At 39.5% G+C, this 20,926-nt stretch carries 17 protein-coding genes; 4 read left to right on the top strand and 13 right to left on the bottom strand.

The annotated features are described in order from the left end of the window. Positions 1 to 1,026 precede the first annotated feature (1,026 nt). Positions 1,027 to 1,608, top strand: coding sequence for a 5'-deoxynucleotidase (yfbR, locus tag M1E96_RS07525; RefSeq protein ID WP_140178645.1), 582 nt, complete (start codon positions 1,027 to 1,029; stop codon positions 1,606 to 1,608). 42 nt (positions 1,609 to 1,650) lie between these two features. Here the strand turns inward: yfbR and M1E96_RS07520 are convergent, their stop codons facing one another. The 5 genes from M1E96_RS07520 to yfbV form a co-directional block, all read right to left on the bottom strand. Further along, positions 1,651 to 2,070, bottom strand: a complete 420-nt coding sequence (locus tag M1E96_RS07520; protein ID WP_369427451.1) for a hypothetical protein — start codon at positions 2,068 to 2,070, stop codon at positions 1,651 to 1,653. A gap of 167 nt (positions 2,071 to 2,237) precedes the next feature. Beyond that, positions 2,238 to 4,067, bottom strand: coding sequence for an SLC13 family permease (locus M1E96_RS07515; RefSeq protein ID WP_140178649.1), 1,830 nt, complete (start codon positions 4,065 to 4,067; stop codon positions 2,238 to 2,240). An 87-nt stretch (positions 4,068 to 4,154) separates the two neighbouring features. After that, complete coding sequence (locus M1E96_RS07510) at positions 4,155 to 4,829, bottom strand: sugar phosphatase (protein WP_272579938.1); 675 nt, start codon at positions 4,827 to 4,829, stop codon at positions 4,155 to 4,157. Positions 4,830 to 4,850: 21 nt separating this feature from the next. After that, the gene (locus M1E96_RS07505) at positions 4,851 to 5,345 is read right to left on the bottom strand and encodes a YfbU family protein (RefSeq protein ID WP_140178743.1); all 495 of its coding nucleotides are present in this window, start codon (positions 5,343 to 5,345) and stop codon (positions 4,851 to 4,853) included. A gap of 127 nt (positions 5,346 to 5,472) precedes the next feature. Then, positions 5,473 to 5,928: a terminus macrodomain insulation protein YfbV gene (yfbV, locus tag M1E96_RS07500; protein ID WP_070929223.1), complete on the bottom strand. Its 456-nt coding sequence runs from the start codon at positions 5,926 to 5,928 to the stop codon at positions 5,473 to 5,475. 899 nt (positions 5,929 to 6,827) lie between these two features. On the opposite strand from yfbV, the gene ackA reads away from it, so the two are divergent. Together ackA and pta are read left to right on the top strand one after the other, a co-directional pair. Further along, entirely contained in the window at positions 6,828 to 8,030 is a 1,203-nt protein-coding gene (ackA, locus tag M1E96_RS07495) for an acetate kinase (RefSeq protein ID WP_070929222.1), read from the top strand. 75 nt (positions 8,031 to 8,105) lie between these two features. Next, positions 8,106 to 10,235, top strand: a complete 2,130-nt coding sequence (gene pta, locus M1E96_RS07490; protein ID WP_272579963.1) for a phosphate acetyltransferase — start codon at positions 8,106 to 8,108, stop codon at positions 10,233 to 10,235. 77 nt (positions 10,236 to 10,312) lie between these two features. On the opposite strand, the gene M1E96_RS07485 is transcribed toward pta, so the two are convergent. The 6 genes from M1E96_RS07485 to yfcD form a co-directional block, all read right to left on the bottom strand. Further along, complete coding sequence (locus M1E96_RS07485) at positions 10,313 to 11,155, bottom strand: phosphatidylinositol-specific phospholipase C domain-containing protein (RefSeq protein WP_272579937.1); 843 nt, start codon at positions 11,153 to 11,155, stop codon at positions 10,313 to 10,315. Between the two features lie 125 nt (positions 11,156 to 11,280). Further along, positions 11,281 to 12,645 carry an MFS transporter gene (locus M1E96_RS07480; RefSeq protein ID WP_272579936.1) on the bottom strand — a complete coding sequence of 455 codons (1,365 nt, stop codon included), beginning with the start codon at positions 12,643 to 12,645 and terminating at the stop codon, positions 11,281 to 11,283. A 657-nt stretch (positions 12,646 to 13,302) separates the two neighbouring features. Continuing rightward, the gene (locus M1E96_RS07475) at positions 13,303 to 14,745 is read right to left on the bottom strand and encodes a sodium:solute symporter (protein ID WP_272579935.1); all 1,443 of its coding nucleotides are present in this window, start codon (positions 14,743 to 14,745) and stop codon (positions 13,303 to 13,305) included. Further along, a complete protein-coding gene (locus tag M1E96_RS07470; protein WP_272579934.1) occupies positions 14,742 to 14,939 on the bottom strand; it encodes a DUF3311 domain-containing protein in 198 nt (65 codons plus the stop codon). Before M1E96_RS07470 ends, M1E96_RS07475 begins: the two co-directional genes overlap by 4 nt. Before the next feature lie 18 nt (positions 14,940 to 14,957). Next, positions 14,958 to 16,175 (bottom strand): M24 family metallopeptidase, encoded by a 1,218-nt coding sequence (locus M1E96_RS07465; RefSeq protein ID WP_319066679.1) that lies wholly within the window; start codon positions 16,173 to 16,175, stop codon positions 14,958 to 14,960. A gap of 530 nt (positions 16,176 to 16,705) precedes the next feature. Next, complete coding sequence (gene yfcD / locus M1E96_RS07460; RefSeq protein WP_070929216.1) at positions 16,706 to 17,245, bottom strand: NUDIX hydrolase YfcD; 540 nt, start codon at positions 17,243 to 17,245, stop codon at positions 16,706 to 16,708. Positions 17,246 to 17,596: 351 nt separating this feature from the next. Between yfcD and M1E96_RS07455 the strand changes: the two genes are divergently transcribed. Then, positions 17,597 to 18,499: a TIGR01777 family oxidoreductase gene (locus M1E96_RS07455; RefSeq protein WP_272579933.1), complete on the top strand. Its 903-nt coding sequence runs from the start codon at positions 17,597 to 17,599 to the stop codon at positions 18,497 to 18,499. A gap of 58 nt (positions 18,500 to 18,557) precedes the next feature. Here the strand turns inward: M1E96_RS07455 and M1E96_RS07450 are convergent, their stop codons facing one another. Continuing rightward, a complete protein-coding gene (locus tag M1E96_RS07450; protein WP_140178666.1) occupies positions 18,558 to 19,130 on the bottom strand; it encodes a UbiX family flavin prenyltransferase in 573 nt (190 codons plus the stop codon). 278 nt (positions 19,131 to 19,408) lie between these two features. Further along, a complete protein-coding gene (gene purF, locus M1E96_RS07445) occupies positions 19,409 to 20,926 on the bottom strand; it encodes an amidophosphoribosyltransferase (protein WP_272579932.1) in 1,518 nt (505 codons plus the stop codon).

The raw sequence follows: 20,926 nt of genomic DNA, 5'->3' as shown, positions 1-20,926 counted from the left end.
TAACGAGTATATACTCTAAATAATTCGAGATGCAGGTAGGCGACAAGTGAAGATAGGCGGGGAGCATAGATAAACTCTATGACTCGACTAGCTGAATGTAGTCAACAACCCTGCAACTTGAAGTATAACGAGTATTTAACGCTCTTACCACAATGAGAGCATTGCCCCTTTCACACTATAAAGTTCTACAATAACGGTATCAACAATATATAATGTAATGCCCTATTTTATTAATTTAATATAAATGAAATAGGGCATCAATAAAAACATACTGCTATAAACATTCGAAATTTACTTTTATAAACCATCGAGAAAAGATGGTTTTAAATGAAAATTTAAAGTATAGAAATAAAATAAACTGCTGCTAAGAAAAATAGCAATAAAATAATGGGGAAGTATTTCATGGCATTCCTTACTATTATTGAATAATAATGACCTTTTCATTATAGTTTTTTATCACGTCAAATCAAACACTAATTATAAACTTATATAGTTGCAGAACATTATAATCTTAATTTGATTATCCATATTAAACAGACAATGATAATTCTCTTATTATTCCCTCGCAATAAATAAGTTGCCATCACGTCATCAAGCAAAACCTGACAACAACGTTACCTTTTAAAATAATAAGTTAACTAAACACTTCCGATTAAAATCATCTATTTTTAGATTATATTTTTCATCCTCTATATCTGGAAGCACATACTCCATATATGCAGATATTTCATAAAAAGGCATACCTTGCTTATTTTTAGTTTGTAATCACCTCATAAATATCAATGTAAATAATTTATCGACTATCTATCCTATAAAAAATAAATATTCAGCCTTAATCATCGCTATGTTTATTTCTACTAACATTACACGCTTATGCATGTCTTAGGTTTACTTTCACTTATCAGTAAACTGTAACCAATAAATTAATTAATAAGTTCAATAGGATTGATATATAATTTTAAAATTATACATATCAATTTTGAGCCTTCTCCACTACAATATAGCTTTAGCCAATAGGGAGTAATCATGAGCTACTTTTTTGCCCACCTTGCTAGAATGAAACTGATCCATCGCTGGCCATTGATGCGCAATGTACGCACTGAAAACGTTTCAGAACATAGCTTGCAGGTTGCAATGGTTGCCCATGCACTCGCTATCATCAAAAATAAACGATTTGGCGGAAATGTTAACCCTGAGCATGTTGCCTTACTCGCGATGTATCATGATGCCAGTGAGGTGATTACAGGTGATCTACCAACACCCATTAAATATCATAACGAGCAAATTGCTCATGAATATAAAAAAATAGAAAAGTTTGCTCAACAGAAGCTGTTAGATATGTTACCTGAAGAACTCCGAGAGGATTTTAAAGAACTTATCATTGAAGAATTACAAACTGAAGAAGAGCACTTTATTGTCAAGCAAGCGGATTCACTTTGTGCTTATTTAAAATGCTTAGAAGAGCTATCTGCTGGAAATAGTGAATTTAAATTGGCTAAAAAGCGTCTTGAAAAAATTCTATCTGACAGAAAAAGCCCTGAAATGGACTATTTTATCGAAATATTTGTTCCTGGTTTTAAACTTTCCCTTGATGAAATTAGCAACTAATTTACAAGAAGGAATAACATTTTTATTCCTTCCTTGCTGAATTTAATTTATTTCGTTCAATTCGGTATTACATCCTGATGATACCGGAAATGCGACATAAAAAGTTTTAGCATCACCATTGACACCTAATATTACCCTACCATCATCCTGTTCACCTAATGAACAATAAAATCGTCTTTTGCTTTGATACATTTTACCACTTTTTGTGTGTATTTTAATGGTCCAATAATCATAGCGATCCCAAGGCCCCACAGCGTATCGAAACACAAATGCATCCGTTATTTTTGTTTTATCAGGAACATTATGGATGATTTTACTTGTTCCATAGACTTCAGATTGGTCAATAAGTCCCGATACAAAATGAGTAAACTCAACCTCTATCAATTCCTCTCCCCAATAATTTTCGAAGTCACAATAACCTGTAAGATATTCATATTCACCAAAACTTTGTTCTTTTTTCATTTATCCTCACTAAAAAGTGTATTCCAAACAGAATTCATCATCGATGAAATATCAACAATACAGGATAAATTCAAATGTAATATCATAATTGGTATCATAGAATAATAAAAATAAAATTCTGGTAACTGACTAAATAAATGAGTCAGTCACCTTTTATTAAAAATAATTTAGAAGGGAAATAAAATAGGAACAATTAATATACTGATAATCATGACAATAACAGTAAATGGAACGCCGATCTTAATAAAATCACTAAATTTATATCCTCCAGGCCCCAGCACTAAGGTATTAACGGGTGAAGAAACCGGTGTCATAAAGGCTGCCGATGCGGCTATTCCTACTATCATAGCAAACGGTAACGGCGACACATCCATATGACGAGCTGCTGCAATGGCAATTGGCGCCATCAAAACAGCAGTGGCTGTATTAGAAATAAATAAGCCAATTGAGGCGCAAAGTATAAATAAACACAACAACATAACGTGCGGCCCTAACCCACCCGCAATTTTCATGAGAGCGTCAACCGCTAAAGCAATACCACCTGTTTGTTGTAGTGCGATAGCAAATGGCATCATCCCTACAATTAAAATAATACTCGGCCAGTGAATTGACTTATACGCACTCTCCATATCAATACAACGAAATTTACCCATCAATAAACAGGCAATGAGCGCGGCAATAAAATTGGGGATCTCATTGGTTACCATCATGGCAACCATCAAGGCGAGACAAAATAAAGCATGTGGGGCTTGAGATGATGCAGGAGCAACAGCTTCAACTTCCGCGGCTAAGTTTAATACAATAAAATTACGAGGCTTAGTTGAAAGAATACGAATTAATTTCCAGTCACCAATCACTAATAAAATATCACCAAGCCTTAGTGGTTCATCAACTAATTTCCCCCCTATCGCCTTACCATCACGTCGAATACCAACAACGTTTAGACCATAACGAGTACGAAATTTAATATCTCGGAGGCTTTTGCCCAATAGTTCGGAATCCGGGTTCATCGATACTTCAGCCATCCCCACATCACGCGACTGGTCGGAAAAATAATCGCCACGTAAGATCATCGGTTCAAGCTTTTGCTCAAAACAAAACTGTCGCAGAGCATCATCACTCACCGCAATATCCACTAATAAAACATCTTGCTCTCTTAATTCCGTCCCTCCCGTTGCACTCACCATAACACGCCGAAATTTACGCCAACGTTCAATACCAACCACGTTAGCTTCATAACGCGAACGTAAATGTAATTCATCGAGGGAGTGTCCAATTAATGGTGAACCTTTACGAATAGCAAGACGACGAGCCCTACCCGTTAATTTATAATCACGAATTAAATCACGGAAAGTACGCTGATAGCGCTCAGGTAATTTATTAGGCTCACTACTCCCTAGCCAACGACGAGCAACCCACATGTAAGCGATCCCTGCCAGTAAGATCACAATACCTATTGGGGTGATTGAAAAGAATTGGAAGCCTCTGATACCTTCTCGAACTAACTCACTGTTGACCACCATATTTGGCGGTGTTGCGACTAATGTCATCATGCCGCTGATCAAACCAGCAAATCCTAATGGCATCATTAGACGACTTGGGGAAATTTTCATGCGCCCAGCAACGCTAAGCACAACAGGGATAAAGATAGCAACTACACCAGTCGAACTCATAAAAGCCCCGAGCCCAGCAACGGTGATCATCAAAAACACTAACATTTTACTTTCACTGCTACCCGCGACACGAACCAGCCAATCGCCCATTTGGTAGGCTATACCCGTTCGCACTAAACCATCACCAATCACAAATAAAGCCGCAATCAATAATACGTTAGGGTCAGCAAAGCCTGCTGTCGCCTGCTCTAAAGAAAGTGTATCGCTTAGCACAAACGCGACAATCACCAGTAATGCCACCACATCCATCCGTATTTTATTTGTGGTGAACAAAACTATCGCGATCAATAAGAGGGTTAACACCCACAGCAATTCTCCGTTCAAAAACGTCCCCTTTCAACGAAAAAAATAGTGTTAGATATTCCCTTAGTTAACCATGTTTTACGGAGAATTACTTTGATTTAATCGCTGTTAGACATTTTTTGATACATGGAGTGTAAAAACACCATTTTTATCTGGGCCAGTCACCGTAATCTGCGTTAATGAACTGATAATTGCATCAATTTGTTGTCTTCTTGGCATACTCTCTGGCGCGTGCACAGCTACAACTTGACAGCCTGCATCAAGTGCTGAATAAATCCCTGCTTGAGCATCTTCAAAAGCCAGACAATCGTTTGGTGATAAATTGAGGGATTGTGCCCCTAAGAGGAAAGGTTCTGGGTCAGGTTTACCTTTTGATACCTTTTCAAAAGTAACCCAATGTTTTGGTTCAGGTAAACCCGAAGCTTTTTGGCGTCCATGTGCTATTGGTACCGTTCCTGAAGTCACAATCGCCCAAGGTGCACCTATCTCTTCTAAACGTGTCAATAAAGCCACTGCTCCGGGTAATGCGACGACACCTTCCATATCGGAAGCTTCCATTTTTTCTAACCAGCGAAAGCGAGACATAATTTCGTCTTCGCTGGCTTCAGGCATAAAGTGACGTAAGCTAGTTAGCGCAGGTTTTCCATGGATATAGCTAATGATTTCTTCGGGTGAAACCCCTATTTCTTCACCAAATAAACACCAGCAACGTTCAACTACCGCTAATGAATCGGCTAAAGTACCATCAAGATCAAACAGAAAACCTTTTGCTTTTAACTCCACATTTACCCCTTAGAAACACATTTATGCGTTAATAACCTGATTAATTTCCACGGCAGACAAATGGTATTGACGAGGACAAGCACGCCAAATACCTAGCATCCGCACATATTTATCCCACATTGGTGTTTGAGAATTAAAGCCATGAGTTCCACTATCAAAATGGGTATAGCGGCCTTCGGTATTGACCATAAAGCGTACATAGCTCAAGTAACGCGCTTCTGTCGCTGCGTCAAAGCCTAAGAACTGCACACGGCGTCCATCGATACCTTGAGGATCACTCATATTGCCATAAGACACTTGTAATGCATGATACATTTCCATGATATCAATCACGGTGCGACAAGTGCTCTCACTTAATTCGCCGAAGTCTCTATCTAGCTCACGCATTTGTAAGCCGAAGCCACGCTCAATAATAGTTTGCAAACGACGGTAGCGATCTGCATTATCAGGATCCAACATCGTCATCATTTTGTATTGATTTGATAAAATCAGGCGTTGTGCATTAGTCATTTCCATCATGATCCTCCTCGGAAAATTTTTAGCTCATCTTCGCATTCAAAATTCATGATGGACAGTGAAAACACCACTTTTATTGATCTAAACAACCTTTTTACATTACTTGTTGTTAAATCGAACTTTTAATTTAAATATCTTCAATAAAAGACTTATCTAACTGCTTAAATGCGCGTTGTAACAACTGCGCTAATGCCAAGTAATCAGGTTGATGTTCGATAGGCGCCATAGCAATGCCTGCTTGGGTAAATTTGTCGCGGATTTCATAAAACCAACTGAGCAAACTGGCAGGCAGTGGAGTTGCCGCCCTTTTTCCTAACCACCATAGGCCTTGCATTGGTAAACTACAGGCAAACAGAGCTGTTGCGACCGCAGGTCCGAGCTGCCCGCCAAGCGCGATTTGCCAAGCGAGCGTAAAAATAGCGATCGGTGGCATAAAGCGGATACCAAAGCGCGTTGCTTTGATCATGCGTAATTCGGGGAATATTGGAGATAACTTTTTCTCCATTGGAAATGTTTTTAGGTACAGGTTCCCCAGCCTAAATCGTTTGAAAAAACCTGGCGGTGAGTTTTGTAATGTACTCATGGATACCTTCCTATTAAATCTTTGCTTCGCCATCACCATACGCCATTTTATCCGTAATGCCTATACTCATGATACTTCAAATAGCAACACCTTTCGTTAAGGCATAATGACCACGCTCATTCGCACTCATCACCTAGTTATTTTGCCGAAATCAGCTATTCTGATGGATAGGTAATTTTGCATAAAATGCGTATTTTATAGGGCTGTTATGATTTCAATCAATCAAAGCTTCTATTTATAAAAAAAACATACAAAATATAAAATATTTTTAGTAGAATTAGCCGCATTTAGTATTGCTGTCGAAATTTGCTAGCCGAGTAAGGTTATCAATGTTCAACAGGCTTGTTATATATTGGGGTTCTGACGTGTTATTTCAACACCAATGGCTGAATGCATTAAACTATGCACTTAGCCAATAAAAGATACACTCTAAATAATTCAAGATGCAGGTAGGCGACAAGTGAAGATAGGCGGGGAGTATAGATAAACTCTGTGATTCGGCGAGCGTAGCGTAGTCACTTATATCTCAACGAAAGCCCTGTAACTTGAAGGATGACGAGTATAAACACATATAACGTCCCCCTTTTATTGTATCCAATAAATTTTAAATGATTTGAAGTATCACAGACTGTTTACTTCTAAATAATTCGAGGTGCAACTAGGCGACAAGTGAATGAGTCGCTAGGAGCCTACATAAGTAGGTGACTAGTGCGAGTGAACGCAGTCACCATACCTTAACGAAAGGCGTTGCAACTCGAAGTATGACGAGTAAATGACTTGAATCATAAAATTAGGGTACAAAATACGCTAGGCTCTAGCACATTAGATTTTTACAAAGTCTTTTTAGGCAATTTTGCATTTTAAAGGCTTCACTACAACAATTAACAATAGGTATTTCCATGTCAAGTAAGCTGGTACTGGTTCTAAACTGCGGTAGCTCCTCACTGAAATTCGCCATCATCGATCCATCTAATGGCGATGAATATTTATCTGGTTTAGCTGAGTGCTTTAATCTGCCGGAAGCCCGTATTAAGTGGAAAATGGATGGCGCTAAGCATGAAGCTGAATTAGGCGCAGGTGCTGCACACAGTGAAGCGCTGAATTTCATTGTTAACACGATCTTAGCAGAAAAACCTGAGTTGTCTGCACAAATCGCCTCTATCGGTCACCGTATTGTTCACGGTGGTGAGAAATTCACTTCATCGGTATTAATCAATGATGAAGTTGTTGAAGGCATTAAAGCAGCCATCCCATTTGCTCCACTGCACAACCCAGCTCACTTGATTGGTATCGAGGAAGCAAGAAAAGCATTCCCTCATTTGGTTGGTAAAAACGTTGCCGTATTCGATACTGCATTCCACCAGACTATGCCTGAAGAAGCATACTTGTATGCGCTACCATACGAATTATATGAAGAGCATAGCATCCGCCGTTATGGTGCTCACGGTACTAGCCATTTCTATGTGTCTCGTGAAGCCGCTAAAAAATTAAACAAACCTGTTGAAGAATTAAATGTGATCACCTGCCATCTAGGTAACGGTGGCTCAGTGACTGCGATTGTTAACGGTCAATGCGTTGATACTTCTATGGGACTAACGCCACTGGAAGGTCTGGTAATGGGTACGCGTAGTGGTGATATCGATCCTGCGATTATTTTCCATCTTCATGATTCTCTAGGTATGAGCGTTGATCAAATCAATAAGATGCTGACTAAAGAGTCAGGTCTACTTGGTTTAACTGGCGTAACCAGCGATTGCCGTTATGTTGAAGATAACTACGATACTAAAGCAGATGCGAAACGTGCGATGGATGTATTCTGCCATCGTTTAGCAAAATACGTTGGTGCATACAGCGCACTGATGGAAGGTCGTCTTGATGCTGTTATCTTTACTGGCGGTATCGGTGAGAACTCAGCTCAGGTTCGTGAACTGACACTGAAAAAACTGGCTCTGTTAGGCTTTGAATACGATCATGAGCGCAATTTAGCTGCCCGTTTCGGTAAAGAAGGTCTAATCACGACTGATAATAGCCGCCCAGCGCTAGTTATTCCAACGAACGAAGAGTTAGTGATTGCCCAAGACTCTGCTCGCTTAACCGCTTAAGGTCTCGATACCGCCAGCTCTACGCTGGCGGTACTGTTTTATAATTAGAGAGAGGTTCCCGTGTCTCGTACAATTATGTTAATTCCTACCGGCACCAGCGTTGGCCTAACCAGCGTCAGTTTAGGTGTCGTTCGCTCAATGGAACAAAAAGGTGTTCAATTGAGTGTATTTAAGCCTATCGCACAGCCGCGTGTTTCAGGTCAGAAAGACCAAACTACCGAGGTTTTACGTTCTCATTCAAGTATCACATCTATCGTCGAACCATTAGAAATGGGATATGTTGAGTCATTACTGACCTCATCAAAAAAAGACGTATTGATGGAAGAAATTGTTGCTCGTTACCATGAGCAAACTAAAAATGCAGAAGTGGTTCTGATTGAAGGTTTAGTGCCAACCCGTAAGCACTCTTTTGCCCAATCACTAAACTACGACATCGCGAAAACTTTAGGCGCTGAAATTGTGTTCGTTACTGCGCCAGGCAACAGCACAATCACTCAAATGAAAGAACGTTTAGAGTTAGTGCGTAACGAGTTCGGCGGCCCACGTAATAAAAACATCATTGGTGTCATTGTTAATAAAGTCAATGCACCTGTTGATGAACAAGGCCGTACTCGCCCTGATCTGTCTGAAATTTTTGATGACTCAACTAAAGCAACCGTCACTAATATCACACCAAAAGAATTAGAGTGCCTAAGCTTACCTGTACTGGCCTCTATTCCTTGGAACTTTGATCTGATTGCGACTCGTGCCATTGATATGGCAAAACACTTAAATGCTGAAGTGATTAACGAAGGTGAAATTAAAACTCGCCGCGTTAAATCAGTTACATTTTGTGCACGTAGCATCCCTCACATGCTAGAACACTTCCGCCCAGGTTCATTGTTGGTCACATCTGCTGACCGTCCTGATGTATTAGTTTCTGCTTCCTTAGCAGCAATGAATGGCGTTGAAATTGGTGCTTTACTATTAACTGGCGGCTACCATATCGACGCACCGATCCGCCAACTGTGCGAACAAGCCTTCGAAACCGGTTTACCCGTCTTCATGGTGAAAAGTAATACGTGGCAGACTTCATTGAACTTACAAAGCTTCAGCTTAGAAGTTCCAGCAGATGACCATGAACGTATTGAAAAAATTCAAAACTACGTTGCTCGTCATATCAGCAGCGAGTGGATTGAGTCATTAGTGGCTGATTCAGAGCGTCCAAACCGCCTGTCTCCTCCTGCATTCCGTTATCAATTAACTGAATTAGCACGTAAAGCGGGCAAACGCATTGTTCTGCCTGAAGGTGATGAACCACGTACTGTTAAAGCGGCTTCTATCTGTGCTGAACGTGGTATTGCAACTTGTGTTCTACTGGGTAATCCAGAAGATATCCGTCGTGTTGCATCCGCTCAAGGTATCGAATTAGGTACAGGTATTGAAATCGTTGACCCACTGAAAGTACGTGAAGAGTATGTTGCTCGCCTTGTTGAATTACGTAAAAACAAGGGAATGACCGAAGTTGTTGCACGTGAGCAATTAGAAGACAACGTCGTTCTCGGTACATTGATGTTGGAAAAAGGCGAAGTTGATGGCCTCGTTTCTGGCGCGGTTCACACCACAGCAAACACCATTCGCCCACCGCTACAGTTGATTAAAACTGCGCCGGGTAGCTCACTGGTGTCTTCCGTGTTCTTTATGCTATTACCTGAACAAGTTTTTGTTTACGGTGACTGTGCAATCAACCCAGATCCAACCGCTGAGCAACTGTCTGAAATCGCTATCCAATCTGCTGATTCAGCAAAGGCATTTGGTATCGACCCACGCGTTGCGATGATCTCTTACTCTACAGGTAACTCAGGTGCGGGTAGCGATGTAGAAAAAGTACGTGAAGCAACACGTCTGGCACAAGAGAAACGCCCTGATCTGATGATTGATGGCCCACTACAGTATGATGCTGCGGTAATGGCTGATGTTGCTAAGTCCAAAGCACCAAACTCACCCGTCGCAGGTAAAGCAACTGTATTTATCTTCCCTGATCTGAATACAGGTAACACCACTTATAAAGCGGTTCAACGTTCAGCGGATCTGGTTTCTATCGGTCCAATGCTGCAAGGTATGCGTAAACCTGTAAACGACTTATCTCGCGGTGCATTGGTTGATGATATTGTCTACACTGTCGCCTTAACAGCCATTCAAGCTGCACAGAATGAAAATGCTTAATCACTACGATTAACCTTTCATTCGCAAAAAGCCAACTATGATAGTTGGCTTTTTCTTTATCTATAAAATGAATAATATCAACAATAATCAAACACATTAGTTTGAATGGTTTTGATGGCCAAATCTTTATCAATAAAATCATAGATAAGCACACCTTTACCTGCACTTTGTTGCAACATCGTTAATTTGTTAGCAAGGATTGGATTCAGAATATCTGCATACCCCCTAGGATCCCCTAATTTTCCATTGGTTGCGCTGATATGGTTGAGGACTAGTTTATGGCTATAATGCGGCATGGGTAATAATAATGCATCGATGTCCTGTATTTTCTCTTCAATCTCAGGCCCATTCCAATTATCTTGCAATACGATATTGTTATTTTCATGCCAATTATATGCCCAAGTGAGATCCCCCAATGAAGATACCTGCCATATAGGTGCAGCACATTCAATTGCAATAATCTTCCCTCTTACTTCACCCAATGTTGGCCATACATAAATATCACCATTATCATTGAGTTTTGGTAGATAAAGATTATCAAGATAGTCAGCAATAAAGGTTTGAATAGCTGATTTGTATTGCTCGAAATCATCTTTTTTTTCATTGGCATTTTGGATCCGTACCAACACAAACTCAGATGGATTTTGAGCTAAAAATTGCTGTAACTGTTCGAAAATAACTTGAGCGGAAATATCGCTGATCCACTCACGATGCGCAGCAACCAAATCTCGCGTGATCCTTAAATCAAAAAAACGTACCCCAATATTCAGTTGCTCAATCAACGACAGATGCTGAGTTTTATAATAAGCACTGTCACATAAGGCCGTCATCGCATCATGCGTCCCCGGAATGCTCAATTCAGTTATTGACCGGTTATCATTAATATATTTTAACCAACAAGGTAATTTATTATTTATCATCAGGTATACTCACCTTTTATACTCTAAATACTTCAAGATGCAGGTAGTCAACTTCACTGCAACCTGAAGTATGACGAGTATATTATTAAAAATTATCCGAAAGTTTGCCTTCCGGATAATCATCATTATTGTGTTGCTCCAGCGGCCTTTTTCATCTTAATTAACTTCCAAGATAACAACGCCGCAATCAGAGTTAAAATAGATAGACCAATGAATACATGACTGATAATCGTTGTTGGGGTAAGTACTTCACGAAGAATTTTGCCATGTTCATCTAATTGTGGGCTAAAAATAATTTTACCTAATACTAAAGGGGCTAGTAATGCGGGAAGATAACCAATGGTGATCGCCAATGACATTGCTGCCGAGGCATTTTTCTTATCAATATTAGATTCACCAATCGGGGCGTAATAAACACCACGGATCATAAAACAACATGCTGAAGCACATAGCATAAGTACCATAATGCTATTACGTACAATTGGTGTCACAATATCGCCTGGCACTTGTCCCGGCAAAAAATCGGCCACCGCAGCAGGATTCATATAGAAAAGTATGCTGATCGTCGCAAGTAAGATCGCTAACAAAAATGACATAAAGCGCATAAAATGTGCGGTTGATTTAAATGCTAAAGTAACTAATAACGTTGAAAGCAATGGTAGCATCCGCAACGCTATCACAACTGAAGCAAATATTGCTGCAACCGTTGCAGAGGTTCCATAGCCCGCCTGTAAAAAACGCGCAAAATAGGTGCCAGCAGCGACAAATGTTCCATAAATACAAAATACGTTTAGCCCAGTGATCCACACAATTGGTAATTTAATCACTTTAAAAACACCTGAAACGGCCTCTTTCACCGAGCTGGCACTTTCGGTGTCATCACCAACACGTGCGTCTTTAGATACCGCAAGAAAAATAAAGATAGCAGTCGCTAATACAATCACTGATGCGGTGATCATCATGATGCGGCTAGACGCTTCAAAATAAACCATCGCCGCCCAAACTAGACTAAGTAAAAATGCCAATAAACCACGACCAAACTCAAACATACCGAATGCAACACCTTGATGTTCTTTAGTGGTCGACAAACTAACCGCCTTAAAGTTAGCGGGTTTAAATAAAACTTCACTCAATAATAGCATCAAGAAAAAGCACAATAACAATGTTGGCATACTTAAACCTGGTGAGTTTAATGCAATAAATAGTGAAATACAGCCAACCCCGAGTGTAGTTAGAAACATAATATTGCGTACTTTAAAGCGGTCACCAATCCAACCTAACCCTATAGTACCTAACAAAATAACCAAGCCTTGCATTGAATATAACTGCCCTGCCTGTGCATCTGAAATGCCCATCGCAACAGGAAACCCTAGTGGTAAAGAATTACGCAGATCCCAAAAAGCATACAGTAATTGGGCATTTGCAGTGATAAAGAGTAATTGGATAACCGTATGGGATGAAAACCCAAATTTACGCATTAAATTAGTCATTTTTTATATCCATTATAATTATATACTCTAAGTAATCCGAGATGCTGCTAGACAACAAATCAATCCGTCGCTAGGAGCCCACAGCGTTTATGACTGGTGCAAATGGTTGTAGTCAACAACACTGTAACTTGAAGTAAGTCGAGTATATGAATAATACGTTTCATTAGTGGCTATATTTAGATAATCTAAAATTTATTTTATTTATCTAGTAATGTTGTGTAGTACGCTTGCTATCACTGTGTTGTATATAAAATTCAATAAGTCATCATAAAAATAGATAATTAGGTATAAATAACTAGCCTTGTTATGATGAAATTTAGAAACACACAAAATGAATCATGCATTTCAAAATTATTACTTATAAAAAAATTATTCCGTGATCGTTTTCACATATCATTAACCTTCATATTTATTCATGACGGATTTGCTACATAAATAACACAACAATAAAGTGTAATGTCATTAATGCTAAATATTTCAATAGGTTATTTTTATTTATAGAAAGGAAAGTAATTGCTGGTATTTAGACTTAATGCAAGGTGAGACACTCATCAATTTATGACTATATTAATTGAAAAATCATTACGGCTAATAAATAAAAAGCTAGGAGAAATATCCCCTAGCTTTGGTGTTTAGACAATATTTTATTTTTGTCTGTTATTTTTTAACAGTAAATAAAGATACAATCGTAGCAACAAGTATATTTAATATAAATGCAGCAATACCGATATTCATAAACTCAAGTCCCTCGCTTAACCAAGGGAATAATTGAGATAATGAGATATGTTCAATATAAGTGATAGCGAGGAAAAGTACGCCTGCAATAATGCCTGCGATCGCCCCAGCAGCTGACATCGGATTATATTTTCTAAAACTCATTAATAACGCAGGGAAAAACTGCGCAACAATATTGACACCAAGTAGCATTATCGCTACCAAAGTATCATTACTGTGGAAAATAAAATACAAACTGACTAAAGCAACCAGTGGCACCATAAAGCGTGCATAAATACCAGATTGGCGTTTTTCTTCACTGACATTTAACGCTTTTTGCACCACCCCCGCTAACATATTCGATGTTGTCAGCAGCAACATCGAACCTGGAACCAATGCGGTTAACATTCCCGCGGCACCAATTAAACCGACAATGACGGGTGAAAAAGTCGCCTTAGAAATTTCAAATAACGATAAATCAACTTGTGAGCCGTCAAGATGAGGTATTTGTAGGATTGCAGCATAGCCCACAAAGAAAGCAAATAACATGATCAAACTATAAGCAGGAATTAAAATACTATTGCGTTTCAATGACTTTTCATTTTTTGCCGTAAATACCGCCGCCATATAATGTGGCCAACAAAAATAGGCAACTACCGATAAGAAGATAGTGGAAATATACCAAGGAATATTTAACCCTTTTTCTGAAAAGGTTAAAAAGCCAGGGCTTGCGGTATCAATCGCACGGAACATATCACCAAAACTGCCATAATAATGCAGCGGAATATAAATACCGATAAATAACACTACCAGTAATATCATCAAATCTTTTAACGCTGATGTCCATGCAGAACCATGAATACCTGAAATCATCACAAACAAAGTAACAGCAATGATCCCAATCCAAATCGCCATATCAGCAGGAATTGCGCCATAAGAGGCCTGAGACACAATGATCCCCAACCCTTTAAGCTGTAAGACAAATAAAGGTACCATTGCTGCAATTGAAATTAAACTAACTAACAATGCTAAACCTTGACTATGGTATTTCGCCCCAAAGAAATCTGAAATCGTTCTGATATCATTTTCTTTAGCAAATCGCCAAACTCGTGGGTGCACCCAATACAAAAAGATCCCCATAAATGCATTGACGGCTAATGTATATAGAATTGCGGGTCCTTTACCATATGCCCAACCACTTCCCCCTAAAAAGGTAAAAGTGGTATAAATTTCGCCTGCACTGAGTAAAAAAACCAACAACGCACCATAACTACGCCCTCCCACCGACCACCCTTCGTGATCCATGGTTTTACCTTTTTTGGCTCTAAGCGCAAGATAAATGCTAAACAGGAAAAACAGCGTAATAACAACTAATGCTGAGCTCATTGTTCTTCCTTACTGTGTCTAGAGTCTAATACATTAATTAGCAGCATAATAAGTGCACTAACAACCACCCAAGCAACGATCCAAAACATTAAAAACGGCAGTCCCATCACAAACGGTTCTACACGATTGGCATAATAAATACCTACCGTCAGCGCTAGTAAAGGAAAGATGACCAAAAAGTGATACCATTTCATAGATAAGCTCCTTGATGATTAACCACGAGAAACTAAATTTCGTGGTAGATGGCTCAGCATTTCGACTCCATCCTCGGTGATCAACAACATATCTTCGATCATAATACTTCCAACCCCAATGCCGTAATAAGGTGTTTCAAGGCTTATTACCATACCCGCTTTAAACACTTCCTGTGCCGCCGCACTCACAAACGGGGCTTCCTCTAACCCAGTAAAAACACCGTCACCATGACCTAAATGACCACGATTGTAGTGAGGCAAGCCAGAATTACGAATTAATGCCATAGTGTCATTAAAGACATCACTTAATTGCACTCCCGGTGCAACTCGGCTTAACATATATTCATGCCCTTTCTGGATGGTTTGATAAAGCGATGAAACTTTGTCATTTGCTTTACCCACCACAAATGTTCTAGCGATATCAGCGCCATAGCCAGCCACATCAACACCACAATCAAACTTAATTAAATCACCCTCTTTGGCTGGCATATTGTCAGGTAACATTTTGGGTGAAAAATCACTGCCTACCGAGATCAAATTAAAACGGCTATAGTTCGTTTCAGGATATTGCATAACTTTCGCTTTAAACGCTGCGGTTAACTCGGCTGAAGTACACCCAACTTTAATTAACTCACTTGCAGCTTGAATACCTGCTTCGGTAATTTCCGCACTTTTTCTTAGCTGCACTATTTCCCACTCACTTTTAATCATACGCAATTCATTAAATAACGGCGCAGAATCCACTAAATTGAGTTCAGGGATCACTTTGTCTAACCACACTTTGCCTGCGTAGCTAATTTGATTTAACTCGATAGCAACCTGTTTACCATCCCCTTTAACATCTGCTAGAGCGTCTTTTAATAAGCTGAAGATAGCTTCAATTGGGCTATTAATCGGTCGTGGCTTTATCACTTTGCCATGGTCGGGGTTGTACGGATCATCAACATCAACCCAAATAGGGAAAGTTACGATATGTGCATTCGGCATTTCTAATTGCAAATTTGCCGCTTCAAATTCATTCATAATAACCAGTGATTTTATCGCAGGATCACGAAAAATAACGGCAATCGCTGTACCCGTTTGTCTAAAGGTATACATAAAGAAACTCGCAAATCCTGTTAGATGATAGAAGTTATCAGCAACTGTTGCGATGAGCACTTCGATATCATCACGTTCCATGATTTGACGCGCTTTCTTTGTGACATTCTCAAGGTGTTGTTTTTTCAAAAAAGAGATATCTTTATATGTTGTCATTATTTAATTTCTCGGGTGATGTCTAAATATCAATACCACCCCACTCAGTAAGCTTTGCGGGGTGATGAATATAACAATTAATCTTTCTACCATTTATAACTAATAGCTATACATTATTCTAGATAATACTATATAGGAAATAAGTGGAAGCATAATTGAAAAGCCAATACTGACAGTTAACTGATTGAAATAACTTTAATATTTAGCTCTTTCTGCGGAGGGATTATTGATAGTATATGTAAGGATGATTGACCTTTGCTGCTGATCCTTACAACTAAAAAGATAAAACAAAAGTTAAAAAATCGATGATTATCTTGATCAACTCAACTCTCCATTGTTCGAGTTAAGTATTATGCTTACATGTCAGTCTACCAGTACACTTAAAACATGCGTCATTCATATGAGGCAATATTGAGAGGCTATCGCCAAATTCAGTAGACCACGAACCTCTCATCTACCCTACCTAGTTGGCCGTTAATTCGAATAAAAATTCACCGTCAAAATCAACGCCTCTAGCTATCAGCACAAGAAATGGCTTTATCAAATTGATTATTACGCGTTAACCATAAGGAGAGTGCTTTCAGTGAATCTGGAGTGAACTCATCACAACGCGCGCTAATTTCATCAGGTGTTAACCAACTGACTTCAACAATTTCAGATTCCTGTAAAGCAAATGGGCCATGACTAACACAACTAAACAAACCGCCCCAAATACGACAGTTCTCACCTTCGTAATAAAATAAGCCATGCTCAGCAAATGGTACTCCAGAAACCCCAAGCTCCTCTTGTGCTTCACGCTTTGCGGAATCAAGAATATTTTCGCCTTGAGTTACCACTCCACCTGCCGTTGCATCCAAATAACCTGGATAAAAATCTTTGATATCAGTTCGCCTTTGTACCAAAATTTTTCCCATGCCATCATGGACAACAATGTAGGTCGCACGATGACGTAGATTTTCTGCACGCATTTGTCTGCGAGTTGCCTGGGCAATCACCTCATTGTTGTCATCAACAATATCAACCCATTCAACCACTTCGGTTTGTTCATCCATCCTTAAAACCTTTTTTATCAGCCTGTTAAGTACAGTTGTTATGCCATAGAACTTTACCGAAAACGGTCAAGCAAACAGTCTATCTCTCCGATATAACTCAACATTCAACAACACTACAACTCGATGTATGCCGAGCACATAACAAGGTATTCTTTTCATTGCTCCCTTGCAAGCAAACACCAATAAATTTGAGTGTTTATTCCGTACTATTGACGAATTAATCGACATTTCTCATTTCCTTATGAAATTATTTTCACAAAATTGTTAACAGCCTCAGCAAATTTATGAAGCAACTGCTATAGTTAGCACAAATAGGCTCGATATTAGTCCCATTTTTCACAGGAGGCGATTATGCGGATACTTATTACTGGCGGTACAGGGTTAATTGGTACACCCCTCGTGCAACGACTTGTTGCGCGTTCAGATAAAGTAACTGTACTAAGCCGCTCTCCACAAAAAGTTTACAGTCATTTCTGTAAAGCTGTTGAATGTTGGACTTCTCTTCAAGATAAGCAAAACCTTAATCAATTTGATGCGGTAATTAACCTTGCAGGAGAGCCTATCGCCGAAAAACGCTGGAGCGATGAACAGAAAAAAATCTTATGTGAAAGCCGCTGGGTAATAACTCAACGCTTAACGGAATTAATTGCAGCCAGTGATACACCACCACATACTTTTTTATCCGGCTCCGCTGTCGGTTATTATGGCGATCAAGGGCAAGCGGTTGTAGATGAATTTGAACAACCCCACGACGAATTTACCCATTATTTATGTCAACATTGGGAAGCGCTTGCTCAAAATGCCGAATCACCAGCAACACGGGTATGCATATTACGTACTGGGGTCGTCATGTCATTAAATGGTGGAGCATTGGCAAAAGTCCTCCCTATTTTTAAAATGGGCGCTGGTGGTCCTATTGGTCATGGAAAACAGTTTATGCCATGGATCCATATCGATGATATGGTAAATGCAATCTGCTTTTTACTCGATAATCATTCATTATCAGGGCCATTTAATATGACAGCCCCTTATCCCGTTCATAATGATCAATTTTCAGCTATTTTAGGCGAAGTTATTAACCGTCCTGCGTTTATTCGTACTCCTGCCTTTGCCATTAAAGCCATTCTGGGTGAAGCTGCTGCATTAGTTCTTGGCGGTCAACAAGCTATTCCTAAGCGCTTAGAAGAAGCGGGCTTTCAATTTGAATATATTGAATTGAAAATTGCTTTAGAGGATTTATTTAAAACACAATAAAAAATAAGATTTATATTATTAGGCTGAATAATATAATCAAATTCAGCCTTAAAACTTATTATTTACTACCTTGCCAACGGGTAAAGAGATCTTGTTCTAATTGAATATCAAATTGATCTAGAATTCGATTTACTGTTTGATCAACAATATCTTGAATTGTTTGGGGTTGATGATAAAAAGCCGGCATTGGAGGCATGATCACCGCGCCCATTTCGGCTGCTTGTACCAGTAAACGCAGGTGGCCGAGATGTAATGGGGTTTCACGTACGCCTAACACTAATTTTTTGCCTTCTTTTAATACCACATCTGCTGCGCGCGTGACTAACGTATCAGTATAGCTATGTACAATGCCCGACAGTGTTTTCATGGTACATGGCATGATCACCATGCCCGCTGTACGAAATGAACCTGATGAAATCGCAGCCGCGATATCACGGCTATCATAATTATGATCAGCCAGCTGTTGGATATCTTTTACTGTGTAGTCAGTTTCTAACGATAATGTCTGGCGAGCAGCCGCACTCATCACAAGATGTGTTTCCACATGATCCACTGGTTTTAAAACTTCTAATAGCCTAATGCCATAAATGGCACCACTCGCACCAGTTAAACCAATGATTAGCTTTTTCATGCCACCCTCTTTCCAACGAATATATCCAGCGCTAATCATAACAGCTATTGTGATTAAAAACCTTCAAATCTACCGGTTAGATCGCCAAAATCAAAGATGTTAACTTTTCAGAATATCGAAATTTTCAGTAGTATTAAATTAAATAATAGAGATTGTTTTATGTTTAGGAGTAACTTTTAAGCTACGGCTCGCTGAACAAGATATAAACCTTATCTAATAAAAAACCAACCTAAAATGGAATTTCCCATAGGCTGGTTTTCTTCTTAAATCAAAAATGATTAACCTTCGTTATAAATCTCTAGGTTCTCAATCTCATTTTGATCTTTAATTTTTAGCTCATCATCTCTACGTAGATTCTCTAAATAATCTAAGTAGGTTTGATCGATATCTTTTGTGACATAAATACCATCAAACACTGAACATTCAAACTCACTGATTTCCGCATTCTCTTCACGAACAGCGTCGACCAAATCACTGAGATCTTGGAAAATCAAACCATCAGCACCAATGAGCTTACGGATTTCATCAACTTCACGACCATGTGCGATCAATTCATTGGCGTTTGGCATATCAATACCGTACACATTCGGGAAGCGAACTTCAGGTGCCGCAGATGCAAAATAAACATTTTTTGCCCCTGCTTCACGCGCCAGTTCAACAATCTGTTCTGAGGTGGTACCACGTACAATTGAATCATCAATCAATAATACGTTTTTATCACGAAATTCCGCACGGTTAGCATTCAGCTTACGGCGAACTGATTTACGACGCTCTTGTTGCCCTGGCATAATAAATGTGCGGCCAACATAACGATTTTTCACAAAACCTTGGCGGTATGGCTTATCTAAAATATGCGCGATTTCTAAAGCGATATCACAAGATGTTTCAGGTATTGGGATCACCACATCGATATGTAAGTCTTCCCACTCACGAGCAATTTTAGCGCCTAATTTTTGCCCCATACGCAATCTTGCGTTATACACTGATATTTTATCGATAAAAGAGTCTGGGCGAGCAAAATAAACATACTCAAATAAGCATGGCGTTAATTGTGGGTTCTCGGCGCATTGGCGTGTATACAGTTGACCTTTCTCGGTCACATAAACCGCTTCTCCGGGTGCAACGTCACGTAAAAACTCAAAGCCTAGTGTGTCCAATGCAACACTTTCTGAAGCTACCATGTACTCTTCAGCCCCATTTTCCAGTACCCGACGACCTAATACTAATGGACGGATACCGTGAGGATCACGAAATGCCAACATGCCATGACCAATAATCAAGGCCACACATGCATATGCCCCACGCAATCTTTTATGCATGGCAGCAACAGCAGTAAATACATTGTCTGGCTCAAGTGGAAAGTGATCAAAACGGTCTAACTCATAAGCCAATATATTTAATAAAATTTCAGAGTCCGAGGTGGTATTCACATGACGGCGAGCTGTTTCAAATAAACGACGCGTCAGTTCATGCGCATTTGTCAGATTACCATTGTGAGCAAGGGTGATACCAAAAGGCGAGTTCACATAGAAGGGCTGTGCTTCTGATGCGCTTGAACTTCCCGCAGTTGGATAACGTACATGGCCAATTCCCATGCAACCTTGCAGTCGGAGCATATGCCGTGTTTCAAAAACATCTTTTACGAGGCCATTCGCTTTACGTAAACGAATATTATTTTTGCCATCAATGGTAGCAATCCCTGCTGCATCTTGCCCACGGTGCTGAAGCACAGTTAAAGCATCATAAATAGATTGGTTGACCGGTGATACACCGGCGATACCGACAATACCGCACAT

This window comes from Providencia sp. PROV236, assembly GCF_033676985.1.
GTDB classification, from domain to species: Bacteria; Pseudomonadota; Gammaproteobacteria; order Enterobacterales; family Enterobacteriaceae; genus Providencia; species Providencia manganoxydans.
The sequence above is the reverse complement of the archived record's forward strand: the minus strand, read 5'-3'. Positions and strand labels throughout refer to the sequence as shown.